Source organism: Paenibacillus glycanilyticus, assembly GCF_023715145.1.
In the GTDB taxonomy this organism is placed as follows: domain Bacteria; phylum Bacillota; class Bacilli; order Paenibacillales; family Paenibacillaceae; genus Pristimantibacillus; species Pristimantibacillus glycanilyticus_A.
In genome coordinates this window covers 81,308-104,573 of record NZ_JAMBNP010000012.1, presented here as the reverse complement: position 1 = coordinate 104,573, position 23,266 = coordinate 81,308, and the positions used below count along the sequence as shown (strand labels likewise).

Sequence of the window (23,266 nt, the reverse complement as noted above, 5' to 3'; positions counted from 1 at the left end):
GCTTGCTGTAATGACTTACGCCGCCTGAGCCAACGATGACCGTTCCGCCTTTATTAAAGGTGATGAGCTTTCTCGCCCCCGTTGTGAGCAGCACCGTTACCTTGGCATCGTTTTTTTTCGCAATAGGAGAATTATCTTTATATATAAGCTCATTTAAGCAATTGGAATCATTTGGTTAATATTTGTAACATACTCGAAATCTAATGTTCATCTTACTTTAATGAACATTGCCTATAATAGGACTCAACCCCCCTTTTAATAATATAAATACTTAGCCCCGCAGCCCGATGCTGCGGGGCACTTTCTTTATATGGGGATTACTTGATCTTGCTTACGATCTTCAGCACGGCGTCCCTTGTCAGTTTGTTGCCGCCAACGGCAATCAGATTAACGGTGGCATGGGCAAGCGACAACGGGATTTGGCAGAAGGTGCGCGCAGGGCCTTTTTTCAATTCTGCGAGATATTCATCGGCTTGCTTTAAATTGCGGCGGGTGTAACGAAGCATGTCCTTGAGATCCCAGCCGTCCGGGAAGAAATCAACGCCGCGTTCCATATCCTCCGCTCGATTGCGCATAATATTAACCGCTTGCAGACCGCGGCCAAATGCAACCGCTTTGTCGCGGTCGGTCTCCGTTCCGTCATACCAGCGCCATATATCGGACAGCATCTCGCCTACCATGCCGGCAACGCTGTACGTGTAATTGTCCAGATCCTCTTCCGTGTGGATATTCCACGAGGTGCCGACCCAATCTGCCATCTGTTCGGCCATCATCGCAATATAGTTGTACACGGCAGGGGCAATGCCCGCCGGGCACAACTGCGCCCATTCGTTCATCCGCAGCGTTACTTCCGGAAGCTTGTCCCGATGCGGCTGCCACACCTGATGAAGCGCTTCCTCCATGTTTGGCGATTTCATTGCTTTTGCCGCTCCAAGCAGCAGTTCTTTCTTGATCGGAGCCGGCAATTTCTCGTCGTCCTCCACCTCGTCAATTGCTCTCATGCACAGGTAGGCAGACGATACCGCTTCTCTTAATTCAGGCACAAGCTTGCTAATGGGAATATAAAAAGTCCGGCTTGTCAGCTTAAGCATTTCCATCGCATCATTCAACATCATGTTCGTAATGGGAATTCCCTCCATACCACGGTAATCTCACGTTAATTCTTATGTATCCATCTTACTTTAACGCATCCCCAAAAGTAAAATTTTCAACCCATTCCGACCCGTTTGACGCGTAAAAAGAGCTGTCCTCCATCTGATTGGTTTTTTTTGGGACATCCGATGAGTGTGAGAGGCCGTTTTGCTGTCTTCCTAACACGATTGAAAATCCTTAACGATGCCGTACATCGTTAAGCCCAACATTTATTGCCGGTAAAGCAGCCTTAACAATGCGGCACATCGTTAAGAGGCCCATTTCAACTCATTGGACGGGCAAAATGGGATTTTTCTTCAAGCTTAACGATATGCCATATCGTTAAGCTCAGCTTTAACCACCGCTCCGGCAGCCTTAACGTTGCCGCACATCGTCAAGGCCTAGCTTGTTTGACCGTCGACGTATGACTGAGCACCACTAGCAAGGATTATCGCTCGAGCTTTCTTTTTCCGATACGGTAATAACGTACACGTTCCCCTTGAGAGGCAGACATTAAAAATTTCTTTGTCACCAGCTCCTGCATGAGTTTTCTCGCAAACTGCGTGCTGATGCCTAACAAAGCACTTATCTCAGATGGTGATACAGGCTTCACATGATGCGATACAATTCGAATAATCTCCCTTTGATGCAAATTGATTTCCTTCACGGCACTATGGCTGTATAGCATCCCCAGCATCTGCTGAATCATTTGTTGGCATTGACGCGGATGCTCCTTCACATCATCTAAGGAGAAACGAAGCAGCAACCAGTGATCCAGAATCAAATGATTCTGCCGAAGCAAACGGTCAGCAAAGCCCCGACGATCGATATCGCGGCAATGCGGCCCGTAACCGTCTATCTCTATCGCAATCTTGTGCGGATGTCGTAGATAGGCGAAATTCAAGTAACGCACGCCATCCTTATAGTCATTTACTTCATATTCTCCATACAAATGCTCCATCTGCCCGAATGCCGGACACCACACCTTTTCCCCCTAAAAATAAAATAACCGCCCCTTCCCGTCAGCAACGGAAAAGAGCGGTGTGCTTCACACGCTATTTGATTCCCATTATACACCAAGCATTACACCCACAACAGTAGACGCTGCAGATTCGCCTGCCGCCTCTTGCTTCCCCTAATCGTCCGCCCGGATATGCTTCACTGATGAGGCAATCTGCGCGTACAGCCGAGGATTCGAGTGGTGGCGGAACAGCTGGAACTGCGGTCTTGTATTGGCTTCCAGCAGCCAGACGCGGTGCTCGTTGTCGATCGCGATATCAAGGCCAAGCTCGCTAATGAGCGGAAAATGCTTTTTCATCCCGCGCGCGATCTTAAGCGCCATCTCCTTCAGCTTCTTCTCCCACGGCTCGCATTCCTGCGTGGTGATTCCCAGCGCATGATGAAGCCGGATCGCTCTTCCGCCGCTGCTGTGGTTGGTTACGTATTTGTTGGGTGCCGCCACCTTGCCCATCACGCCAAAATACTTCCACGTCGCATCCTTCCTCAGATGCAAGAGGATGCGAAAATCTATCGGGTTCCCGTCTATCTGCACCAGATCGATGCCTTGCTGCATAATATATCGTTTTGTTCCGATCAATTGCTTCAGCTTCAGAGCGGCAAACTTTGCGGATTGGAAGGAAAACCGGCCATCCTCCGTGCGGATAACAATTCTGCCATCCTTATAATAAATCTTCATAACGCCCTGTCCCTTCATGCCGAGATCCGGCTTCACGAACAAGACGGGGTAACGATCAATCATGCTGACAAAACCTTTAGGCGTAAATGGCTCCGTATCCGGCAAGTAATCGCGGAGCTCTTCTTCACCCGACAGTGCTACATGCTTTAACCATTTTCGACCGGGATACTTAATCATATAGCCTTTCATGGTGGAATCTCCTCCATTGATGTACAGCAGTTACATGTCCTTCTGCATGAGGCTAGTCGCTTGCTCCATACTATTCCTTCACGCGGCAAAAAGTACCTTCCGCACCCGCCATCTCCTTCAGGAATGGGCGTTTATCCATACCGGACAATAGCCTTGCTTCATATGATATTACACAGTTCCGATTACAGCCCCCAAGCCACATGACAGGAGAAACAAAGATGAGCGACATTCTAGGAATCATGACCCATCGGATCGGCCATCCGGGCAGCTTCTCGCGACATGCCAAATCGGCTCAGGCTGAGAAATTTAGTGGCATACTCGTGTACACCCCTAAAGACGTGAATCTGACAACCAGAAGAATTACAGGCTACGTATATAACGGCGGGAACTGGAGCAGGCAGACGATGCCTTTTCCAAAGATCAATATGGATATCGGATTTTACACGGGAACCCAAAGCACCAGAGCCACCTTGGTCAAAAAAGCCCCTTCATTCCCGTTCACCGGGTATGGCATCGGCAACAAAATCCGGATTCAGAAGCATCTGATTGCTTCTCCTGTTCTGAAGCCCTATCTGCTGCCTACCGAGCAGGTAAAGGATCCGAACAGCTTTATTGCTTTTGCAAAAAAATATAACAGCGTTATGCTAAAGCCCATTAACGGCTGGGGCGGGAGAGGTATCGTGCGCATCTCGCTGGAGAACGGCCAGTACAAGGTGCAGAAAAACGGCGAGCTGACGCAGATAATGAGCGCTTCCGGCGTCCGCAGCATGATCAGAAAAGTGCTGAGCAAGGAACGGCATTTGATGCAGCAGTGGATTGATATCCGGAACAAGCAAGGGATTGTGTTTGACATTCGGGCGCTGATGCTGAAGAAAAGCGAAGGAAATTGGCAGACTACGGGGATTGCCGTGCGTGAAGCCAGGCGCGGCCGGATTACGTCCAACCTGAAGAGCGGCGGCCATGCTTATGAAGCGAGCTCGTATTTGAAGAAAGAATTTGGCGACGAGAAAGGTGAAGCACTCGCCAAATCCATTCGCGAAGTAGCGGAATATATTCCCGGATTCACGGAGAAATCTTACCGCTCCCGCCTCTGCGAGCTTGGCATTGACCTCGCCGTTGATACGCACGGCAAGCTATGGCTGCTCGAGATCAACATCAAGCCGGGGAAATTGATTATGCGGCAGCTGTACGGACAAAAAGCCTGGGAGCAAAGCCTGCACACTCACTTCCAATATGCCCGCAGCCTGCATCCAAAAACCAAATAAACGGAGATGAACCATGAGCACGGAAATAACGATAGCCGCGGTCGGTGACTTCCTCATGAAGACGCGAATTATCAACTCCTGCAAAGGGGAAAAGGGTTATTCCTTCGACCATTTGTTCGAGCCGATTGCGCCATATCTGCGTAATGCCGATCTGACAATCGGCAACCTGGAGACGGTCTTCGCAGGCAAAACATCCGAGGACGCTTACAGCGTTGTAAAGCGGCATCCTCGCACGAACTGGCCGATGTTCAACTGCCCGGATGCTTTCGCCGATACATTAAAGAACCTGAGCTTCGACTTTGTCTCGACCGCCAATAATCATTGCATGGACAACGGCATTAACGGTCTGAAGCGTACGCTCCGAATATTGGACGCCAAAGGGATCGCCCATACCGGTACTTACCGGACGCCAAGCGAGGCCCAGCATCTTGTCATCAAGGAAGTGAAGGGCATCAAGATCGGCTTCCTAGCTTATACCAAAACAACAAACAAGATTCCGGTTCCCTCGGATCACAAATGGGCGGTTGACCTTATCAACCCGACCAAAATGGTCTCCGATCTGAAACGGCTGAAGGCGAAGAACGTGGATTTGATTATCGTATGCCTGCATATGGGAAGAGAATACGCGAATTATCCGGTACAGAAGCAAAAGGATATGGTGCAATTATTATTCAAAAATGGCGCGGACATTATTCTGGGAGCCCATTCGCATACGATCCAGCCGGCTGTCTTCTATAAGAGCGGCTCGGGTATCAGCAAATTCGCCATCTATTCCCTCGGCAATATCATCTCTACCCGCCTCTACTACAATGATCATACCTTAACCGGACTTATCACTCAGCTGCAGGTCCGCAAGCTGGACGACGGCTCTATCCGCATCAGAAAAGCCGACTTCATTCCAACCTGGACGCGAATCAGCAAGTCGGGAGGCAGGAGCGCGTTCCGCGTCTTCCCTCTCACTTCCCATCTAAAAAAGCTGGACCCTGCCAGTGCCGAAGCCGTTCGCATAAAGCGGATGTTACAGCATGTCCGCCAGCATATCGTCAAAGATCCTTCCTCCGTCAACGCGGAAATCATATAAAAAAGAGGCCGTACGGATCGCTCCGTACGGCCTCTTTCGGTCTCTTTTAGCAATTAAATTAAGTTGCCTTTTAGCTTTGGTTAAACCTCGAACGAAGAATTCGAATATTTCTTGAAAAGCGTAGCGCCCGCCTTTGTTCGGGGGATTTCTCCTATTCAACCTTATTCCATTAATCCCCCGAACAACAGCGGTTGAAAGGAATATTCGAATGTGCAGTGCAAGTGTTAACTCAGCTAATCAGCCAACCTATTTAATTACGCGTCTTCCCACGATGAAACGCTCTTTATAGTAGCTGTCGTTAACATTCGAAATGATAACGTCCTTCGAAGGGCTTGCGTTGTGAATCATTTTACCGTCGCCGATGTAGATGCCGACATGGCCTACGTCGCTATGGTTTTTCGAGCCGCTGTTCCAGAAGAACAACAGGTCGCCTTTTTTGAAGCTGCCGTAACCTACTTTAGTTCCTACTTTAGCTTGATCATCATCATCGCGGTTAACCAGGGTAACACCAACATTAGCAAGTCTATATACAAGTGCCGTGAAGCCGGAGCAATCTGTCTTGTAAGGGGCTTTTTTCTCTTGACGGTCCTGCCAGCTTACATAGTTAACTTTACCTTTTAGATTTAATGCGGTTTGGACAACCTTTGCTCTCTTCGAATCTGCTGACATCGAAGCGGCATCTGCTGTCGTATGTAGCAGCGCCGTAACCGGTAATGTAATGGCCACCAGAAGCATTGCGATTTTTGTCATGAATTTCATTAATTGTTCACTCCCTATCTTTGGTGATAGGGTTAATTATAAGGAGGTATCGACCCGGTTTATACCCGCAAAAAATGGAAACGACCGGTAAATGAAAGCGTTATGAATGCTGAAATCTAGGCGTTTGCTGGGTCTTAACCACATTCTGAGAATCCCTGAGCCTTTGATGAGTATTTTCTTACTTGTTGCTCCCGATCTTCTATGCTATAATCCGATTTTTTTCATATTTTTGCATATACAGACTCGCGTATAGATAAACGATATATACGCTGGTCTATCAAAAAAGCCCGCTCTTCCAACGGAGGAGAGCGGGCCTTCCAGATATATCTCTTCTATTTTAGTGCTTTCAAAGCATTTACAATTTCGATACATAAATCCTCAGCCTGCGGCACAAAGCCCAAACGGTCAATAAAAGCATGCGTGCAGCCTTTGTAGCGGATCGTCTTCACTGGAACGCCGGCCGCCGCAAGCTGCCTGCTGTACATTTCCGATTGAATGCGCAGTCCGTCAAATTCCGCTCCGATACATAGCGTACGCGGCAAGCCTTTGCTGTCTGCCAGAAGCGGACTAACGTATGGATTACGGAGCTCCTCTTCGCTAGGAAGGTAGGACTCCCAGCCTTTTCTCAATTCAGGATCGGCGTCGGTAGGCCTTCCAATGCCCAGCATCGGATCAATCATCGCCCGTTGTTCGTCTGCCATCTCGAACTGAGACAGCTCCCACCGATAACCGTTCACCCCATTAAGGAAGGTTACGCACGGATAAATAAGCACCTGCTGCGCAACCATACCCGTACCCAGATCCCGGTCCTTGGTTGCAACAGCAGCCGACAGATTCCCTCCGGCGCTGTCGCCGCCAACGGCGATCCGATTCCGGTCAATCCCGTACTCCTCGGCATGTTCATAGATATATTGAACGGCATTAAAGCAATCATTAAACCCGTTAGGGAATTTATGCTCCGGAGCCAACGAATAATCGATATTGAAAACAACGGCATCCGCCAGCTCGGCAATAAGCCGGCACGGGTTCTCAACCGCGAACACGGTACCGCCGATCCAGCCTCCGCCATGAATATAAATCAGGCAAGGCTTACCCGGCTTCCGCATCGACTTGCGCGGGTAATACCGCCACAGGCCAACCTCATTATCGCCCAGCTTCACGCGTTCATAGCCGGTATAGATCTCCACCGTGTTCAAGTTCCGATTCGGAAATCCCATTGAATCACGAACAAGCTGAAGCTGTTCTTCCGGAGACAACGGCACGGCAGGAGCTTCCTGCTGCTTCTGAGCCCCTTTCTTCATGAGCTTAAGCTCATAAGGGTCCAGATAACCGGCTCTTGTCTCTTCCGGATTTACTTTTACAATAATCTGCGTGCCGTTCAAGTCCACTTCTTCCTGCTGAGCCTGCAGGGCGTTCACAAGTTCCTGGCTGTACTCTCTCATTAACGGAAGCCTCCCGGGATGTGAAATGCTATCCCTTCTTACTTCTCCTTAGCCTCGGGAACCTCCTTTATTTATTCTTGGCAGGCTGACCGGAAGGCCGATAGACCATATGATCGTCATGCTCCGACAGATCCTCCAGCCACGATGCTTCAGGAGGACAGTCCAGCATGATAAAGCGGCCTTTCCCCTCTTCCTGGTAGTGATGATATTTGACATAGGCTTTGCCGCCTTCTACATCCAGCAGCTCAACCTTGCCATAATCATGGGCCATCAAAAGCCTGATTCGTTTCCCAAGCTCCGCCGTTAATTCTTTGGCTTGCTGAACAATGGAGAACTGCGTTTGCAGGGATAGATTAGATTCGGCATACAAAGAATTAGGACGGTTAATGATAAAGGAATATGGCGAAACCCCAGCCTGCGACAGCTGATCAATCAGCTTGCCTAACAGAAGAGGGTCATTATTAACGCCCTTGACAATAGGGGTTTGATTAAGAACGACAACTCCCGCCTGGTGAAGGGCATTAAAGGCTTTCTTCGCTTCTGCCGTTACTTCTCTCGGATGGTTAATCGTTGTCATCAAATAGATCCGCTTCTCGGGACTTGAGAACTGGCTCAACAATTCCAGCAGTTCATGATCCTCATAAATCCGCATGGGATTATGAACCGGCATTCTGGAATCCAGCCTGATCGTGCCGACATGCTCGATCTCCCGCAGCTGTTCGATAATTCTGCGCAGCTTGGAAATCCCGAGCAGCAGACTATCCCCCGTCAGCACAACCTTATGAATTTCATTATGTTCGGCAATGTAAGCAATTCCTTCCGCTGCCTGGGACACAGGGAGAAGAACCATGGATTGATAAATGTGCTTGCAGCCGGCAGCTTCCCAAGTGTACTCCTGGATCCCGTGAGGGGCTTCCCCCGCCGCCGCAATGAGATGCTTGCGGATCGGATCCTTCGGATCATCCCAATCAATCAGGTTTAAGTAATAGTCATTAACGCGAAAATGCCTCTTGAGCTGCTCTCTTTCCGCCTCCGACAGACCATCCGTTCTACCGTTATCGGCCATTGGTTGTACCATTTCCCATCCCTCCAAAAGGTTATTAGAAGCATCACCTATGCCGGGAAGTCCATCCCACCTCCACGAAAAATGAAAAAAAAGACCCCCGCAGCACAGAGCATGATCATGGTCTGTGTGCGTTTTGGGCCTTTAAAACAGAAAAAGACCCTTCGTAGGGTCTGTCGTTTTGCAAAATATGCGCAAAAGACCCATCTTAAAGCTGACGAGGTTAGCTGACGGACTCGGGATAGATGGTTCCCTACAGCCAAATACCGGCTGATTCGCCCCAAAAGATTGGTTTCCCCGCTTCTCGGCATCGCCGAGAACTAAGCTTATTATAATTATCTCACAATTCTTAATATTGTCAACAATTAATCAGTAAAAAAATAGCCCATGTTCGAAAGGGAAGCTCATTTGCTGAGTTCGCCAACGGACCGGGCGGTAATTCATCATTTTTTATCCACCTGAAGAAGAGATAATTGCTTAACCGAATACGTATCCTTAATGGTCTCTTCCGAAATGACATTCAGCTTAATCAGTCCCGCGATCTTGGAGGTATCGGGCTTCGAGAGCAGCCGCCATACTTCAGCATCCGGCAGAGCGGCGAACAGCTTAGCCTCATCGAATTCCTTGCGTTCCTGTGAAATGATCTTAATCTTGTAGCTGCCTACTTCCAGCTCGGAGAGCTCCAGTCCTGCACAGTGCTGTACAATCTCGCCGCGCAGCTCGGATAATTCCTGTTCAATTTCCTTCTGCTTTTGCTTGAGCTGATAATACCGTTTGACCGTCTTATCTTCCACCTTATTCACGCTCCTCTATCACATATGTATGATGTGAAAAGCGGAATTAGGACATAACTTGTCCTGCTACCTGGTGACAAGCCCTCTCTTGCGGTATGCCCAGTGGTTGGTTGGTCCGTGACCGCCGCCGATCGCAATCCCATCCTCGATGGCGGCTTGAATATAAGCTTTTGCCTGATGCACGGCTTCTTCGATGCCAAGCCCTTGAGCAAGACCGGCGGTTAACGCAGCCGAGTAGGTGCAGCCCGTGCCATGCGTGCGCTCGGTATCGATTCGTTTGCCCGACAGTTCGGAGCAACCGCTGCCGTCAAACAACAGATCAACCGCTTCATCACCGGCTTCATGACCGCCTTTAATTAAGACATACCTGGCACCAAAGCCAATCAGCTTCTTTGCCGCTTCCAGCTTATCCGATTTGTTGCGAATCGCCATCCCCGTCAAATATTCTGCCTCGGGGATGTTGGGCGTAACAATCATCGTATGCGGCAGCAGCTTCCGGGTCAGTGACCGGACGGCATCTGCCTGCAAGAGAGATGCCCCGCCCTTCGCGATCATAACAGGATCAACGACAACCTTCGTCCAGCCGAAATAAGCAATGGCCTCGGCCACTTCCTCAATAATCTCGGCGCTGAACAGCATTCCCGTCTTCAGCGCATCAACGCCGATATCGCTGCCGACAGAGTGAATCTGCGCTTTGACCGCTTCCTTAGCCAGCGGGAAAACGCCCTGTACGCCAAGCGTATTTTGGGCGGTAATCGCCGTTAGAGCAGACATCCCGTACGCGCCAAGCTCTTGGAAGGTCTTCAAATCCGCCTGAATGCCGGCTCCGCCGCCGCTGTCCGAGCCGGCAATCGTCAGTGCCCGGGCCACGTTCCCGTTTATGTACTCCGCCATCTATGCTTCACCCCGTTTATCGTTTAATAGGCGAGAAAACTTCAATCTCTTATAAATTCTTATATGGTAAACCGTTCCGGCGCAAAAGCCGGCAGCCTGCTGCCGTGATCGATATAATCGGCAACAACCCGTGCCGTTACCGGGCTGAGCAATATGCCGTTGCGGTAATGACCCGCCGCCATGACGACGCGGCCTGCGGATTCCCGCAGCGGCCCAAGCAGCGGGAACCCATCCTGCGTGGAGGGCCGGAGGCCCGCCCAGCGGTGGAACGGCTCCCTCTCCGCCAGGAACGGGAACGCCTGCTTGTTCCATTTGCGCAGCCTTTCAATTCCCCGCTCCGTTACGGTTGTATCAAAGCCCGCCACATCCTCGGAGGCTCCGCATACTAGCGTTCCGTTCGCTTTCGCAACGAGATACCCCTGATTGCAGAACACCATATGCTGCACCGGCTTCACTTCCGCCTCATAAGCGCAGATCTGGCCACGGATCGGGTAGACCGGAATCCGGATGCCAAATTCCTCTTCCAGCTCCTGTGCCCAGGCGCCGGAGCTGACGACCAGGCGGTCGCCGGTAAACCTCCGTCCATCCCGCGAAGCGAGAACGACGTTGTTGCGCCATTCCGCAACCGACACCCTGCCAAGCTGATCAAAGATCTGAACGCCGGTTAACCGGCAGGCATGCTCAAGCGCCAGAACATAGTCCGGCGCGTAAACATGGCTTTCTTCGGGCGTGTACAGAGCGGCCTTCACCTCGCGGGAGAGCATCGGCTCCTGACGGAACAGCTCATCCCCCTCCAGCACAACCCCGCTTGACCCATGCTCGTTCTGCCAGAGGCGCCGTCCTTCGAGTGCCAGACGGTCTGCCTCATGGTAGGCAATATAGAGACTGCCCGAATCGGTATATTCGAAAGTCCGCCCGGATATCTTCCTGACCTCATCCCGCCAGGAAGGATACAGCTCCAGACTTTGTCTGCATAGACGGAAGAAATCATCCGGTCCTTCTACGTTTTCCGAGTAAGGAGCCAGCATCCCGGCAGCAGCACCTGAAGCCTGCCCTCCGCAGCGGCCAATCTCCAGCACAATCGCTTGATGGCCGCGCTTCTGAAGCTCGAAGGCGCAGGAGAGACCTACTACGCCTCCGCCCATTACGACAATTGTTTCTCCCATGGTTAAACCAGCTTTCTATATATCAGGTAGGTTATTTCACGATAAACTGCTCATGTCCGCTGCTTGCCGATGCGTAACGCTTCTTCGAGATCCGCCCCGACAGATACGACAGACGGCCTGCTTCAATCGCCAGCCTCATGGCCCGGGCCATTGAGACGGGGTCCTTCGCCTTGGCAACCGGCGTATTCATCAAGACGCCCGACACGCCAAGCTCCATCGCCTGTGCCACGTCCGTTACCGATCCAAGTCCGGCGTCCACGATTATCGGCACCTTCGCTTCCTCCACGATCAGACCGATATTATACGGATTTAGAATGCCAAGCCCCGTGCCGATTGGCGCGGCGCCCGGCATAACCGCGGCTGCGCCGGCCTCCTCGAGCCTTTTGCAAAGAATCGGGTCATCTGATGTGTAGGGCAGCACCGTGAAGCCTTCCTTCACGAGAATTTCCGTTGCCTTCAGCGTCTCCATCGGATCGGGCAGCAGCGTGCGCTCATTGGCGCTGATCTCTACCTTAATCCAGTCGCTCAGCCCCGAAGCGCGCGCCAGCCGGGCAATGCGAACGGCTTCCTCCGCCGTGCTGGCGCCTGACGTATTAGGCAGGAAGCGGAATGCTTCGCCTTCCACATGCTGCAGAATGGAATCATCTTCGGTTGAAGCCAGGTTAATCCGGCGGATTGCAAAGGTCAGTACCTCTGCTCCCGACTCCCGGATCGCTTCCTTCTGCACATAAGGGCTTGGGAATAATCCCGTCCCGATAAAAAACCGCGAGGTGAGCTCATGTCCCCCGATATGCCATACATCCTTCTTCATCCCACGCTCAGCCTCCCCCGACAAAATGAACCAGCTCGATCTTCATCAGCGGCCGCACTTCGATAGCCGGCCATTGTTCCTTCGACACAATCTCTCCGTCCGCTTCTACGACAACCGGCCTCTCTTCCAGGCCAAAATGACGAATGACATCCGAAATCGTACCGGCTTCGAGTTCCGTTGCCTCGCCATTAATGATGAGCTGCATGAGACTCTCCCGCTCCTTCCAGCTTGCGGAGGAAGGCCTGGCAGGTGCCGGCAACATCGGTGCTTCCGACGATTTCGCTTACCGCACAGATCCGGGTTGCTCCCGCCGCAAGCACTTCATCCACATTGCTCAGCTTAATTCCGCCAATCGCGACAAAAGGAATCCGGACCCGCTCCGCCACCTGCTGAACATACGCAACCGTTACCGGGTCCACAACATCCACTTTGGTCTTTGTCGGGAATACCGGTCCAACGCCGATATAATCGGCGCCCTGTTCTTCGGCGAGCAGCGCCTCTTCAATCGCATGAGTGGAAATGCCGATAATCTTGTCTCCGACGCGCCGTCTTGCTTCTGTAAGCGTGACGTCATTTTGTCCGAGATGGACGCCGTCCGCGTCTACTTCCAGAGCAATATCGATATAGTCGTTTACAATAAACGTCACGCCGTATTTCCGCGTCAGTTCGCGCAATGCCTTCGCTTTACGCAGCACTTCCTCGGGGCTGCCGTCTTTGTCCCGCAGCTGAACGATGTCTACGCCGCCCTTGATCGCTTCCTCCATTACTTCCAGCATGTCGCGGCCGGGGTGGAACTGCTCTCCTGTGATCGCATACAGACGAAAATCCTTCATCCTGCTCTCATCTCCTCTGATGTTCGTTTCTTAATAACCAATGTATCTCGCGTACAGCGTCTTGGCACGGACCATATCCTCTGTCCCCTGCACAAGCACCCTTCCGTCCGGGAACAACACAAGCCGTTCTCCTTCCGGCAGCTCCGCCTTAAGCAAATAAGCATTCCGTTCTACCTTCACCCCGGCCGGCTCCAGCCGTTTGCTCCATAGGCCCAGGTCAAGCGGACCGTGCCCGCTGATCTGAACGGTGCTGCGGCCGCATAAGGACACCGTCTGATCCGTCTCCGTCACCTGCAGTGCCGGATATTCCTTCAGCTGGCAGCAAGGGCAGTCTTTCTTCGCCTCGCCAAGCTTCATCTCGTAATAGTAGTTACTCCATAGATCAAACGTAACCAGGCTGCTCCGTCTCGCCCCGGCGGCCTCAACCAAATATTTAAGCGCCTCAACCGCTTGGTAGGAAGCGACAATATCAACAACGGGGGCGATAACGCCAATCGTATCGCAGGTCTGGCCGCCGCTGTCCGCCGACGGGAGGAAGCAGCGCAGGCATGGCGTCTTGCCCGGCACCAGAATCGCGCTCATGCCGCGCGAGCTGACCGCGCCGCCGTACGTGAACGGAATACCTTTGCGGAAGCAGGCGTCATTGAGCAGGAACCGGGTCTGGAAGTTATCCGTGCCGTCCAGCACCAGGTCCATTCCCTCCAGAAGATCATCTATATTGTGAACCGTCACATCGGCCACAATGGCCTCGACCTGCACATCGGAATTAATCCGGCGGAGCTTGCGTTCCGCGGCGATTGCCTTCGGATAGCCCTCCCGCACATCATCCTCGTCGTACAGCATCTGACGCTGCAGGTTGCTTTTCTCCACATAATCACGGTCTACAATGCGGACCTTGCCAACACCCGCCCGAACCATATGATTGGCCAGCACGGTGCCAAGCGCGCCCATTCCGATGACGCAGACCGAGCTCTCGCTCAGCTTCCGCTGACCTATTTCGCCGATTGGCGCAAACAGCATTTGTCTTGAATATCTCTCCAGTCTCTCGTCCATCCGTCAAACCTCCTAAAAAGAATTGTCACAGAAATGGCCTCTTTAAGGCCATTGTGGCGATTCTTGCTTCGTAAGCATTCGCTTAAAGAATTGTCACAGAAATGGCCTCTTTAAGGCCATTGTGGCGATTCTTGCTTCGTAAGCATCAACCAATATTGCCTACAAGTTGCGGAAAGCATCCGCCGCCTTCACCGGCTTCGTGATCTGACCATGCTCCGTCAGCCAGCCGATTACCTTATTCCAGGAATCCTCGGACTGGCTGCCAAACGGTTCCTCGCCCGCATCCATCAAAGGAAGGAGAATAGCCAGGCTTTGCTTCTCGATATCCGCATCCAGCGGGAAGTCGGTGCTCTGCTTGTCGAGCAGCAGCTTCAGCGCTTCGTCCGGATGGCTGGCCGTATACTCCTGGCCTTTGGCCGCCGCCGCGAGGAAACGTTTGATCGCGTCGCCTTTGCCCTCCAGCTCCTTCTCGCTTGCCGTCAGCACCAGCTCGTAATAATCAGGAACGCCGTAATCCGCCGGGTTAAACGCCGTCAGCTTCTCGCCTTCCTTCTCCAGCAGCAGCTTCTCATGATTGATATAACCACCGATAATACCATCTACGCGGTTTGTTGTCATTGCAGGTATCAGATCCCAGCCGATATCTACGTAATCTAATTTCGACGAATCCCCGCCATCGGCCTCCACCATCGTGTTTACGATTGCTTCATCCAGCGGGAGGGAAGGATAGCCGATTTTTTTGCCGGCCAGATCCTTGGGGCTCTTGATCCCCGACTCCTCCGAGACAAACAGCTGATTAAGCGGATGGCGGACGATTGCCCCAACCGATACAACCGGAATATCCTCCGACCGCGCAACCGCAACTTGAATCTGATAGCTGAGCGCCAGATCGGCTTTGCCCGTAGCGACCAGCTTCAAGGCGTCATTCGTATCGGCGGGCGTCTGAAGCTTGACCTTAAGGCCCTCTTCTTCAAAATACCCTTGCTCCTCCGCCGCATACAAAAAGGTATGTACCGCATTTGGATACCAGTCCAGCAGAACGGTGAACTCTTCTGTTTGTTTCTCCGAGCTGCCGCCGGTGCTGCTGTTCTTCTCCGAAGAGCAAGCTGACAACAGCAAAGCGAATATGAGCCCCACGGCTAATCCTGATTTCATGAATCGATTATTAGTCCTGAACATAAGTGAATATCTCCTTTTAAAAGAATTGCCTTCTCAGATGGCTGACTCCAGCCATAATGGCAATTCTCACTTCGTAAGCATGAACTTAAGAATTGCCTTCTCAGATGGCTGACTCCAGCCATAATGGCAATTCTCACTTCGTAAGCATTTATGCCTTCTTAGATGGCTGACTCCAGCCATATTGGCATTTATCTAGCTTGCCGGCGCCCAAGCACCAGTCTTTCTATGAATTGCGCGGCAACAAACAGGGCGACTCCCATCAGCGACAGCAGCAGCACGCCAGCGAATACATCATCGCCGCGAAGCATATTGGCCGCCCGCTTGGTATACACGCCAAGTCCCGATTCGCCTCCAAGCCATTCCCCAAGGGTCGCGCCGCCAACGCTGATGGCCGCTGCCATCTTGAGGCCGGTGAAGAAGGACGGCAGGGCCGAGGGGATCTTCCACTTTAGAAACAGCTGCGCCTTGCCTGCCCCCATCGAACGAAGCAGCTCCCCAATCTCGCGGTCGGCCATGCGGAAGCCGTCCGCCGTATTCACCGCAACCGGGAAAAACGTAAACAATATAACAACCGCAACTTTGCTTCCCATCTCGTAGCCGAACCACATCACCATAATGGGGGACAGCGCGATGATCGGCACCGTCTGCGAAGCGACGATCAGCGGGTATATGGTCTTTCGCGCTAGGCTGGAGCTGTCGATCCAAACAGCAGACAATACGCCGAAGACAACCGAGAACGCAAGTCCAAGCAGCGCTTCCCACAGCGTCAGGGCAAAATGCTTGCTCAGCAGGGCCGCATGATGTCCAAGTGCGGCAAACACATCCGAAAGCCGTGGAATGATGTAAGACGGAATATGAAATATACGGGTCGAGAGCTCCCAAGCTGCCGCGAGCAGCAATATAAACAGGAGAATGGGCAGGTTATCCTTCACCAGCTTCATCAGTCTGCTCCCCCTTCCCCGCCGGAAGCTATCCGTCCAAGCTGGCCGAGAAGCCGGCGCTTCAGCGAAACAAACCGCTCATCAAGCGTAGCTTCGTATGTCCGCGGGCGAGGCAGATCAACCACGAGCGGCTCCAGCTTTGTAATGGGTCTTGATGCGGCCACCAGCACTTGATCCGAGAGCAGCAGCGCTTCGTCAATATCATGCGTGATGAACAGGATGGTCTTCCTATGCTTCTCCCACACCTCAAGCAGCCATTGCTGCATGCTGACCCGGGTCATCGCATCAAGTGCGCTGAACGGTTCGTCGAGCAGCAACAGGTCCCCGCCGGCAAGCAAGGAGCGGAGAAAGGACACCCTTTGCCTCATTCCCCCGGACAGCTCATGGGGATACTTCGCATCCGTGCCGGCCAGCCCAAGCTCCGGCAGCAGCTCGCGCACCCGGCGTCTCGCTTCGCGCTTCGGTACGCCAGCAAGCTCGAGACCAATAGCGGCGTTATCCAGCACCGTCCGCCAAGGCATCAGGCAATCCCGCTGCGGCATATAGCCGATTGCGCCGTGGACGCCTTGCCCTAGTTGACCTTGGACGGCACCGGCTGCTTTTATCGTGCCGGATTCCGGCTGGAGCAGACCGGCGAGCAGGCGGAACAAGGTTGTTTTGCCCATGCCGCTTGCCGCTACAATACTGACGAATTGTCCCTCGGGCACTTCCAGATCAAGCCCTTTGAACAGCGGTTCCTCCCCTTCAAATCCGTAGGTTAAGCCTTGTACCGACAAGCCGGCGTGAAGAGGCGGATCCGCGGCTGCATGCCCCCCGCTCACACCGGCCACTCTTCCTCTCTGTAGGCCATATCCCAGAACATATATTCAAGCCTCGATGCCATGATGAAATGCTGCTCCAGCTTTGCCATTTCCTGCTCAGGCAATCCGTCAGCCAGCTGATCCATAATGCCGATGCACCAGTCGGTCAACTCGCCAAACTCCTCCGAGCTGTACATGAGAATCCAGTCGCGGTAGAGAGGGTGATCGAGCGCGCCCGGCTCCTCCGCGAATAAAACGCCAATCTCCCTGTAACTCCACATGCAGGGCAGAACGGCAGCCGCTACCTCCGCAAGGGAGCCATGCGCGGCAACATCAAGCAAATATTTGGTATAAGCGATAGTGGTAGGCGACGGTTCCGTACTCTCCAGCTCTTCACCCGAGACGCCGAATCGCTCGGCATACAGCCGGTGCAGTCCCATCTCCACGTTCAGAATGGAATGGCACAGCTCGGAGAACTTCCCCATCGTATGGAGGTCATTAGCCTTAATGCTGCCGTAAGCGAACATTTTGGCATAATCGATTAAGTAGACGTAGTCTTGCTTGAGGTAGTAGATAAATTTCGCGGGATCCAGCGTCCCTGCCTTGAGCTCCTCGAGAAAAGGATGACGGTGGCTCCGTTCCCAGATTCCCTTCGAGCTCTCGTACAATCTTTCGGTGAATTTGCCGGTTTTGGTTTCGGTCTTCATTGTTTCTGGTCACTCCTTCGTTTTAGTAACCTTAGGTAACTAAACGCGAGGGCGTTCGAACAACAGAAAAAGCCATTCGAGAATACACGAATGGCGAAAATTCGATCGGTTCTCTACGCCAGCATTACCTGGTTCAGATTAACGGTCAGGCAAACAAGTTGCCTATCTCAGCCGGACTTCATCCAGCACCCGCACGCATTATGCAATTACATTCACTATAACGGATATGAGAATATTAGGCAATAACCTATTATTCGCCTGCTCCGTCCTTGCTTTCAGCCGAATCCTTCTTGTCTGCGCCAGCCTTAGGACCTTTGCTGAATACGCGTTTTGCGCTTTTCTTCTTTGCTGCCTTGTCCCAGCGGCTCCAGCCCTTCTTGCCGGTTCCTTGTCCGATGCCGCTCTTTTTTGCCTTAGTCAATCTATACCGCTCCCTTGTCTTCTACTACGCTGTATTGTACCAATAGCCGGGGCGTAATAGCAATTATTACGTTGTTATCGCCTTCTATAGTTCAAGCTTCGGGCTCCAGCCCGCATACGCCGTAGAAGAACAAATGAAGGAACTCCTCGAAGAATCGCTCTCCCTTCCCGCTTTGCTGCGCCTGCTCCAGCAGCTTTTGAGATTGGGATACAAACATATTGACGTAGGTCAGAATCATTTCCGTGGATACTTTATCCGAGATCTGCCCTTGCTGCTGGCATTCCTCGATGAAGGCATGCATGAGCGGCATCGCCCTCATCTGCGTCACTTCCTCCACGTATTCGGCAAACCCCGGATCACCGCTCATCATCTGCTGAATGAATTCGGGCGAGAATCGGCTGAAGGCTTCCTTGTCGGCTAACACCACATACTCCACAAACTGCTGAAACGTTGGCCCGCGGCTCATAAAGACCTCAAAATCATCGACATGCTCCGTCACGTACTGCTTAAAGACATCCCGGATGAGATCCTCCTTGCTGCCAAAATAGTTATAGATCGTCACCTGCGACACTCCTGCTTCGGCAGCGATGTCGGCGATGCGGATATTTTTAGGCTCGCATGTCTGCAGCATGGTCAAGACAGTTGTCCTGATCTTCGCTTTGAGCTGCTCGGCTCTTTTTTCGAATCCGTTCATATACCCTCCGGCTTTTGTATGAAGATGAATTTAATGAAATTATAGCACATAAATATTTCATAAACCCATTGACTTCTCATTTGACCGAGCCTATCATAATGATGAAATATAAGGATTATCATATTTCATAACTTTTCGAAAGAAGGTGCGGTCAGCATGCTGGTCGTAGACGGTTTAACGAAGCTTTTTCCGGGAGGAAAAGGGATTAACGACGTGTCCTTCACCGTGGAGCAAGGTGAGGTGTTTGGCTTTCTTGGCCCTAACGGCGCCGGGAAATCGACAACAATCCGCCATATTATGGGCTTCATGAAGCCCGATCGCGGAAGCGCGTCGATTAAGGGACTTGATACATGGAAGCAGCAGGGCATCGTTCAGAAGCTGGTTGGCTATCTGCCGGGGGAAATCGCTTTTATCGAGGGGATGACGGGCAAGGAGTTTCTGGACTTCCTTGCCCGCATGCAGCGCGTGGACAGCGCGGTCCGGCGCAAGCAGCTGATCGACCGGCTCCAGTTCGACGTCTCCACCCCGATCCGTAAAATGTCCAAAGGGATGAAGCAAAAGGTCGGGATTGTCGCTGCCTTTATGCATAGCCCGGAGCTCATTATTCTGGATGAACCAACCTCCGGCCTTGATCCGCTTATGCAGCAGCTGTTCATCGAGCTTGTGCTGGAAGAGAAAGCCCGGGGCACGACCTTCCTCATGTCCTCCCACAGCTTTCCGGAGATTGAGCGGACTTGCGACCGCGCCGCGATTATAAAGGATGGCGTCCTTGTCGCCACCAATAATATTCATGAGCTGCAGTCGATGCAGCGGAAGCTGGTTGTGATCGTGTTCGAGCATCCGGAGGATGCCGAGGCTTTTGTGCAAAGCGGCCAGGTCCCGGCAGAGTCGCGAGACGGAAGAAGGGTCACCGTGGCCGTCCAGGGGAATTACAACGAGCTGATTCATGAGGCGGCGAAATACAAGGTGCGGAGCCTGGACATTACCGCGCAGAATCTTGAGGACGTCTTTATGCAGTATTACGATCGGAAAGGGGCTGCTGCGCGATGAACCTTCCCCTGTTTAAGCAAATGATGAAGATTCATGCGAAGGGCATGAGCAATTACGCGTTTGGCTCTGCCTTTTATATTCTGCTGATGTTCTGGCTGTATCCCGGCATTGCGGATAATACGGGCGCGCTGAACGAGCTGCTGAAATCCATGCCCGAAGGCATCGTAAATGCCTTTAATATTCAAGGCGGCTTTGGCAGCATGGAGGCCTTCATCTCCGGCGAATATTACGGACTTATTCTTCCTCTTCTGCTGTCCATATTCAGCATTATGCTGTCCACCGGTCTGATGGCCCGCCTTGTGGATCAAGGCTCGATGTCCTATCTGTTGTCTACGCCAACTACGCGGAGGCAGGTTGCTATTACTCAGGCAGGCGTGCTGTCCGCAGGATTGCTGCTGATTATCCTGGTGACAACAGGTGCCGGCCTGCTCGGTTATGTATGGTTTATCGGGGATCAGTTCGAATTCAACGGCGCGCGTTACATCGAGATGAACGTAGTGGCCTGGATGCTGTTTATCGCGGCAAGCGGCATAACCTTTCTGATTTCCTCGGTCATAAATGACGAGAAGAAGGCGCTTGGCACCTCCGGGTTTATCATTATCGGAATGTTCGCCCTCGATATGCTTGGCAAAATAAGCGGCAGCGTCGATTGGCTGCGTTACGGCTCCATCTTCTCGCTGTACCGCCCAAGCGATATCGCCGCAGGCAGCGGCGATCCGCTGCTCGCCTCGCTTGTGCTGCTTGCGATCGGTCTTGCCTGCTTTGCCGCAGGCATTATTGCCTTCAGCAAGCGTGATCTGCCGCTGTAGCGCCAGCGTTGGCCGTTCGCGTAGCGTACGCGGAGATGGGCAGCGAGCACGGGGATGGCATGTAGTGCTGGGATTCCCCCGGCATGCCGCACAGCCCGGCGTGGCGCCCTTGCCTGTGCACCTTTCCCGTCAGTTTCTCCGTTAAGGTCCATATAGGGCCTTAACGGCTTTCTTTTTGTATACCCGAAGCAGTTTAAGGTCCCTCAGGGACCTTAACTTTGGCGATATTGGCGGTTCTCTCGCCATTTCAGTCACTTCGTTAGCCGTTAAGGTCCATAAAGGGCCTTAATGGCCTTCTTTTTATCTACCCAAGGCAGTTTAAGGTCCCTCAGGGACCTTAAACTTGGCTGACATTGGCGGTTCTCTCGACATTTCAGTCACTTCGTTGGCCGTTAAGGTCCATATAGGACCTTAACGGATTTCTTTTTGTCTACTCAAGGCAAGTTAAGGTCCCTCTGGGACCTTAACTTAGCTGACCTTGGCGGTTCTCTCGCCAATTCAGTTACTTCGTCAGCGGTTAAGACCCATATAGGGCCTTAATGGCTTTCTTTTTGTCAGCTCAAGGCAGTTTAAGGTCCCTCAGGGACCTTAACTTAGCTGACATTGGCGGTTCTCCCGCCAATTCAGTTACTTCGTTAGCCGTTAAGGTCCATTAAGGGCTTTAACGGCTTTCTTTTTGTCTATCCAAAGAAGTTTAAGGTCCCTCAGGGAGCTTAACTTAGCTGACATTGGCGGTTCTCTCGACATTTCAGTCACTTTGTTACCCGTTAAGGTCCATTAAGGGCCTTAACGGCTTTCTTTTGGTCTACCAAAGGCAGTTTAAGGTCCCTCAGGAACCTTAACTTAGCTGACATTGGCGGTTCTCTCGACATTTCAGTCACTTTGTTAGCCGTTAAGGTCCATAAAGGGCCTTAACGGCTTTCTTTTGGTCTACTCAAAGCAGTTTAAGGTCCCTCAGGGACCTTAACTTAGCTGACATTGGCGGTTCTCTCGCAATTCAGTTACTTCGTTGGCCGTTAAGGTCCATAAAGGGCCTTAACGGCTTTCTTTTGGTCTACTCAAAGCAGTTTAAGGTCCCTCAGGGACCTTAACTTAGCTGACATTGGCGGTTCTCTCGCCATTTCAGTCACTTCGTTGGCCGTTAAGGTCCATTAAGGGCCTTAACGGCTTTCTTTTTGTCTGCCCAAGGCAGGTTAAGGTCCCTCAGGGACCTTAACCTGGCGAGCATTGGCCGTATGGGCAGCAACACGTGCATTTCCCGCCTAACCTAAGCAAATAAGACCCGCTTCGGGGTCTTATGATCACTACTAGCAGCCAGCTACAGCAAAAGAAGCCGTCCCTGCTGCCCAAAGGCAGAAGAAACGGCTTTGTGATTAATCTTATACGGCTTCCAGACTGTCCAGAATCTCGCTTAGGCTAAGCTCTGCGCAAGCCATGGACGTATCGGCTGCACCGTAGTACATACGGATGCGATCGCCGTCTACCAGTGCGCCGCAGGAGAAGACAACCCCTCCGAAGAAGCCATTCTGCTCATAGTCGGCCTCCGGCTCCATGACCGGCTTGCCGGAACGGGCAATGACCTTGGACGGGTCGTTCAGGTCCAGCAGTACCGCGCCCATGCAGTAGCGGTTATCCTTAGTCGCTCCGTGATAGAGCTCCAGCCAGCCTTTGTCCGTCTTGATCGGCACGGCGCCGCCGCCGAGACGGCCGCTGTCCCACATGCCATCGCGCAGCCCGATCAAATGGCGGTGATTGCCCCAGTAGAGCAGGTTGTCGGACTCCGCAATCCACATCTCCGGACGTCCGACGCTCTTGGTCGTTGGACGGTGCAGCGCGTAATACTTGCCGTTCACGCGTTCAGGGAAGATCAGCACGTCTTTGTTGTCCGGGCCGAAGATCATCCCGTGATGAGTCACGTTCACGAAGTCCTTCGTCGACACGAGCGATTCCCCGATGCCGACTGGGGAAACCGCCGAGAAGTAAATATAGTAGGTATCCCCGATCTGCGTAATGCGGGGATCCTCGATGCCAAACGTTTCGAGCGATTGGGACGGATAGACAAACGGTTGGTCGTCGATTGTAAAGTTCCGCCCGTCCTTGCTCCGCGCAATGCGCAAGTAGGACAAGGAAGTCAGATATTCAAAAGACGGAGCGTTCTCCTTCCGCACGATGACGCGCGGATCGGAAAAATCGTAGCGCTCGTCATCCAAACGGATCGGGAAAAGGTCCAGATCGTTTCGTTCCACGTTATAGACCGGTGCCAGCACAACGCTCGGATCCGGGCTGATAGGCCGTTCCGCGACGCGGAGCAGCATAATGACTTCGCCGTTATATTCCGCAATACCGGCGTTGAATGCGCCGATGACTTCAAAATCGGAGCGGTGCGGCTTAACGTCCGCAGGCGTAACCAGCGGGTTCTGTTCATATCTGTAAATGTTCATAGGATGATTCCTTTCTTTCGTTCATTGCTTGAACGGCCGCATTGGGC

24 protein-coding genes and 1 riboswitch are annotated in these 23,266 nt (G+C 52.4%); of the genes, 4 read left to right on the top strand and 20 right to left on the bottom strand.

From position 1 onward, the window contains the following. Positions 1 to 317 precede the first annotated feature (317 nt). From M3194_RS25480 to M3194_RS25470, 3 genes are all read right to left on the bottom strand, one after another. Positions 318 to 1,139, bottom strand: coding sequence for a squalene/phytoene synthase family protein (locus tag M3194_RS25480; protein WP_251656912.1), 822 nt, complete (start codon positions 1,137 to 1,139; stop codon positions 318 to 320). Positions 1,140 to 1,579: 440 nt separating this feature from the next. Further along, positions 1,580 to 2,116 carry a DNA-binding response regulator gene (locus M3194_RS25475; RefSeq protein WP_251656911.1) on the bottom strand — a complete coding sequence of 179 codons (537 nt, stop codon included), beginning with the start codon at positions 2,114 to 2,116 and terminating at the stop codon, positions 1,580 to 1,582. Positions 2,117 to 2,266: 150 nt separating this feature from the next. After that, entirely contained in the window at positions 2,267 to 3,016 is a 750-nt protein-coding gene (locus M3194_RS25470) for a YheC/YheD family protein (RefSeq protein WP_251656910.1), read from the bottom strand. A gap of 218 nt (positions 3,017 to 3,234) precedes the next feature. On the opposite strand from M3194_RS25470, the gene M3194_RS25465 reads away from it, so the two are divergent. Next, complete coding sequence (locus M3194_RS25465) at positions 3,235 to 4,281, top strand: YheC/YheD family endospore coat-associated protein (protein WP_251656909.1); 1,047 nt, start codon at positions 3,235 to 3,237, stop codon at positions 4,279 to 4,281. Positions 4,282 to 4,294: 13 nt separating this feature from the next. Further along, the gene (locus M3194_RS25460) at positions 4,295 to 5,362 is read left to right on the top strand and encodes a CapA family protein (protein ID WP_251656908.1); all 1,068 of its coding nucleotides are present in this window, start codon (positions 4,295 to 4,297) and stop codon (positions 5,360 to 5,362) included. A gap of 246 nt (positions 5,363 to 5,608) precedes the next feature. Here M3194_RS25460 and M3194_RS25455 read toward each other — a convergent pair whose 3' ends face one another. From M3194_RS25455 to M3194_RS25380, 16 genes are all read right to left on the bottom strand, one after another. Further along, entirely contained in the window at positions 5,609 to 6,121 is a 513-nt protein-coding gene (locus tag M3194_RS25455; RefSeq protein ID WP_251656907.1) for a C40 family peptidase, read from the bottom strand. A gap of 332 nt (positions 6,122 to 6,453) precedes the next feature. Beyond that, positions 6,454 to 7,563 (bottom strand): alpha/beta hydrolase, encoded by a 1,110-nt coding sequence (locus M3194_RS25450; protein ID WP_251656906.1) that lies wholly within the window; start codon positions 7,561 to 7,563, stop codon positions 6,454 to 6,456. Positions 7,564 to 7,630: 67 nt separating this feature from the next. Then, positions 7,631 to 8,641 (bottom strand): KamA family radical SAM protein, encoded by a 1,011-nt coding sequence (locus M3194_RS25445; RefSeq protein WP_251656905.1) that lies wholly within the window; start codon positions 8,639 to 8,641, stop codon positions 7,631 to 7,633. Positions 8,642 to 8,824: 183 nt separating this feature from the next. Beyond that, a riboswitch (cyclic di-AMP (ydaO/yuaA leader) is annotated at positions 8,825 to 8,963 on the bottom strand. A 106-nt stretch (positions 8,964 to 9,069) separates the two neighbouring features. Further along, positions 9,070 to 9,420: a hypothetical protein gene (locus tag M3194_RS25440; RefSeq protein WP_251656904.1), complete on the bottom strand. Its 351-nt coding sequence runs from the start codon at positions 9,418 to 9,420 to the stop codon at positions 9,070 to 9,072. 66 nt (positions 9,421 to 9,486) lie between these two features. Then, a complete protein-coding gene (thiD, locus tag M3194_RS25435) occupies positions 9,487 to 10,314 on the bottom strand; it encodes a bifunctional hydroxymethylpyrimidine kinase/phosphomethylpyrimidine kinase (protein WP_251656903.1) in 828 nt (275 codons plus the stop codon). Between the two features lie 59 nt (positions 10,315 to 10,373). Then, positions 10,374 to 11,480 (bottom strand): glycine oxidase ThiO, encoded by a 1,107-nt coding sequence (thiO, locus tag M3194_RS25430; protein WP_251656902.1) that lies wholly within the window; start codon positions 11,478 to 11,480, stop codon positions 10,374 to 10,376. A gap of 31 nt (positions 11,481 to 11,511) precedes the next feature. After that, entirely contained in the window at positions 11,512 to 12,291 is a 780-nt protein-coding gene (locus M3194_RS25425; protein ID WP_251656901.1) for a thiazole synthase, read from the bottom strand. Positions 12,292 to 12,298: 7 nt separating this feature from the next. Further along, positions 12,299 to 12,496, bottom strand: a complete 198-nt coding sequence (thiS, locus tag M3194_RS25420) for a sulfur carrier protein ThiS (RefSeq protein ID WP_251656900.1) — start codon at positions 12,494 to 12,496, stop codon at positions 12,299 to 12,301. After that, positions 12,480 to 13,124, bottom strand: a complete 645-nt coding sequence (gene thiE, locus M3194_RS25415) for a thiamine phosphate synthase (RefSeq protein WP_251656899.1) — start codon at positions 13,122 to 13,124, stop codon at positions 12,480 to 12,482. Before thiE ends, thiS begins: the two co-directional genes overlap by 17 nt. Before the next feature lie 30 nt (positions 13,125 to 13,154). Further along, positions 13,155 to 14,177 (bottom strand): thiazole biosynthesis adenylyltransferase ThiF, encoded by a 1,023-nt coding sequence (locus tag M3194_RS25410; RefSeq protein WP_251656898.1) that lies wholly within the window; start codon positions 14,175 to 14,177, stop codon positions 13,155 to 13,157. Between the two features lie 159 nt (positions 14,178 to 14,336). Beyond that, on the bottom strand, positions 14,337 to 15,356 hold the full coding sequence (locus M3194_RS25405; protein ID WP_251656897.1) for an ABC transporter substrate-binding protein: 1,020 nt from the start codon (positions 15,354 to 15,356) through the stop codon (positions 14,337 to 14,339). 188 nt (positions 15,357 to 15,544) lie between these two features. Then, positions 15,545 to 16,297: an ABC transporter permease gene (locus M3194_RS25400; RefSeq protein WP_251656896.1), complete on the bottom strand. Its 753-nt coding sequence runs from the start codon at positions 16,295 to 16,297 to the stop codon at positions 15,545 to 15,547. Continuing rightward, on the bottom strand, positions 16,297 to 17,118 hold the full coding sequence (locus M3194_RS25395) for an ABC transporter ATP-binding protein (protein ID WP_251656895.1): 822 nt from the start codon (positions 17,116 to 17,118) through the stop codon (positions 16,297 to 16,299). Before M3194_RS25395 ends, M3194_RS25400 begins: the two co-directional genes overlap by 1 nt. Next, positions 17,115 to 17,804 carry a thiaminase II gene (gene tenA, locus M3194_RS25390; protein WP_251656894.1) on the bottom strand — a complete coding sequence of 230 codons (690 nt, stop codon included), beginning with the start codon at positions 17,802 to 17,804 and terminating at the stop codon, positions 17,115 to 17,117. Before tenA ends, M3194_RS25395 begins: the two co-directional genes overlap by 4 nt. A 250-nt stretch (positions 17,805 to 18,054) precedes the next feature. Next, positions 18,055 to 18,225, bottom strand: a complete 171-nt coding sequence (locus tag M3194_RS25385) for a DUF3934 family protein (RefSeq protein WP_251656893.1) — start codon at positions 18,223 to 18,225, stop codon at positions 18,055 to 18,057. 91 nt (positions 18,226 to 18,316) lie between these two features. Further along, complete coding sequence (locus tag M3194_RS25380) at positions 18,317 to 18,919, bottom strand: TetR/AcrR family transcriptional regulator (RefSeq protein ID WP_251656892.1); 603 nt, start codon at positions 18,917 to 18,919, stop codon at positions 18,317 to 18,319. A 156-nt stretch (positions 18,920 to 19,075) separates the two neighbouring features. Here M3194_RS25380 and M3194_RS25375 point away from each other — a divergent pair, with 156 nt between their 5' ends. Next, on the top strand, positions 19,076 to 19,969 hold the full coding sequence (locus M3194_RS25375; RefSeq protein ID WP_251656891.1) for an ABC transporter ATP-binding protein: 894 nt from the start codon (positions 19,076 to 19,078) through the stop codon (positions 19,967 to 19,969). Beyond that, positions 19,966 to 20,778 carry an ABC transporter permease subunit gene (locus tag M3194_RS25370; RefSeq protein ID WP_251656890.1) on the top strand — a complete coding sequence of 271 codons (813 nt, stop codon included), beginning with the start codon at positions 19,966 to 19,968 and terminating at the stop codon, positions 20,776 to 20,778. Before M3194_RS25375 ends, M3194_RS25370 begins: the two co-directional genes overlap by 4 nt. A gap of 1,379 nt (positions 20,779 to 22,157) precedes the next feature. Here the strand turns inward: M3194_RS25370 and M3194_RS25365 are convergent. After that, positions 22,158 to 23,219, bottom strand: a complete 1,062-nt coding sequence (locus M3194_RS25365) for a BtaManbiosPhlase (protein WP_251656889.1) — start codon at positions 23,217 to 23,219, stop codon at positions 22,158 to 22,160. Positions 23,220 to 23,266 lie beyond the last annotated feature (47 nt).

Coding starts and splice junctions, on each gene's coding strand:
- M3194_RS25465 (WP_251656909.1), top strand. CDS start 3,235: ATGAGCGACATTCTAGGAATCATGACCCATCGGATCGGCCATCCGGGC.
- M3194_RS25480 (WP_251656912.1), bottom strand. CDS start 1,139: ATGGAGGGAATTCCCATTACGAACATGATGTTGAATGATGCGATGGAA.
- M3194_RS25410 (WP_251656898.1), bottom strand. CDS start 14,177: ATGGACGAGAGACTGGAGAGATATTCAAGACAAATGCTGTTTGCGCCA.
- thiE (WP_251656899.1), bottom strand. CDS start 13,124: ATGAAGGATTTTCGTCTGTATGCGATCACAGGAGAGCAGTTCCACCCC.
- M3194_RS25450 (WP_251656906.1), bottom strand. CDS start 7,563: ATGAGAGAGTACAGCCAGGAACTTGTGAACGCCCTGCAGGCTCAGCAG.
- M3194_RS25405 (WP_251656897.1), bottom strand. CDS start 15,356: ATGTTCAGGACTAATAATCGATTCATGAAATCAGGATTAGCCGTGGGG.
- tenA (WP_251656894.1), bottom strand. CDS start 17,804: ATGAAGACCGAAACCAAAACCGGCAAATTCACCGAAAGATTGTACGAG.
- M3194_RS25445 (WP_251656905.1), bottom strand. CDS start 8,641: ATGGTACAACCAATGGCCGATAACGGTAGAACGGATGGTCTGTCGGAG.
- M3194_RS25425 (WP_251656901.1), bottom strand. CDS start 12,291: ATGAAGAAGGATGTATGGCATATCGGGGGACATGAGCTCACCTCGCGG.
- M3194_RS25455 (WP_251656907.1), bottom strand. CDS start 6,121: ATGAAATTCATGACAAAAATCGCAATGCTTCTGGTGGCCATTACATTA.
- M3194_RS25460 (WP_251656908.1), top strand. CDS start 4,295: ATGAGCACGGAAATAACGATAGCCGCGGTCGGTGACTTCCTCATGAAG.
- M3194_RS25365 (WP_251656889.1), bottom strand. CDS start 23,219: ATGAACATTTACAGATATGAACAGAACCCGCTGGTTACGCCTGCGGAC.
- M3194_RS25370 (WP_251656890.1), top strand. CDS start 19,966: ATGAACCTTCCCCTGTTTAAGCAAATGATGAAGATTCATGCGAAGGGC.
- thiS (WP_251656900.1), bottom strand. CDS start 12,496: ATGCAGCTCATCATTAATGGCGAGGCAACGGAACTCGAAGCCGGTACG.
- M3194_RS25375 (WP_251656891.1), top strand. CDS start 19,076: ATGCTGGTCGTAGACGGTTTAACGAAGCTTTTTCCGGGAGGAAAAGGG.
- thiO (WP_251656902.1), bottom strand. CDS start 11,480: ATGGGAGAAACAATTGTCGTAATGGGCGGAGGCGTAGTAGGTCTCTCC.
- M3194_RS25380 (WP_251656892.1), bottom strand. CDS start 18,919: ATGAACGGATTCGAAAAAAGAGCCGAGCAGCTCAAAGCGAAGATCAGG.
- M3194_RS25400 (WP_251656896.1), bottom strand. CDS start 16,297: ATGAAGCTGGTGAAGGATAACCTGCCCATTCTCCTGTTTATATTGCTG.
- M3194_RS25470 (WP_251656910.1), bottom strand. CDS start 3,016: ATGAAAGGCTATATGATTAAGTATCCCGGTCGAAAATGGTTAAAGCAT.
- thiD (WP_251656903.1), bottom strand. CDS start 10,314: ATGGCGGAGTACATAAACGGGAACGTGGCCCGGGCACTGACGATTGCC.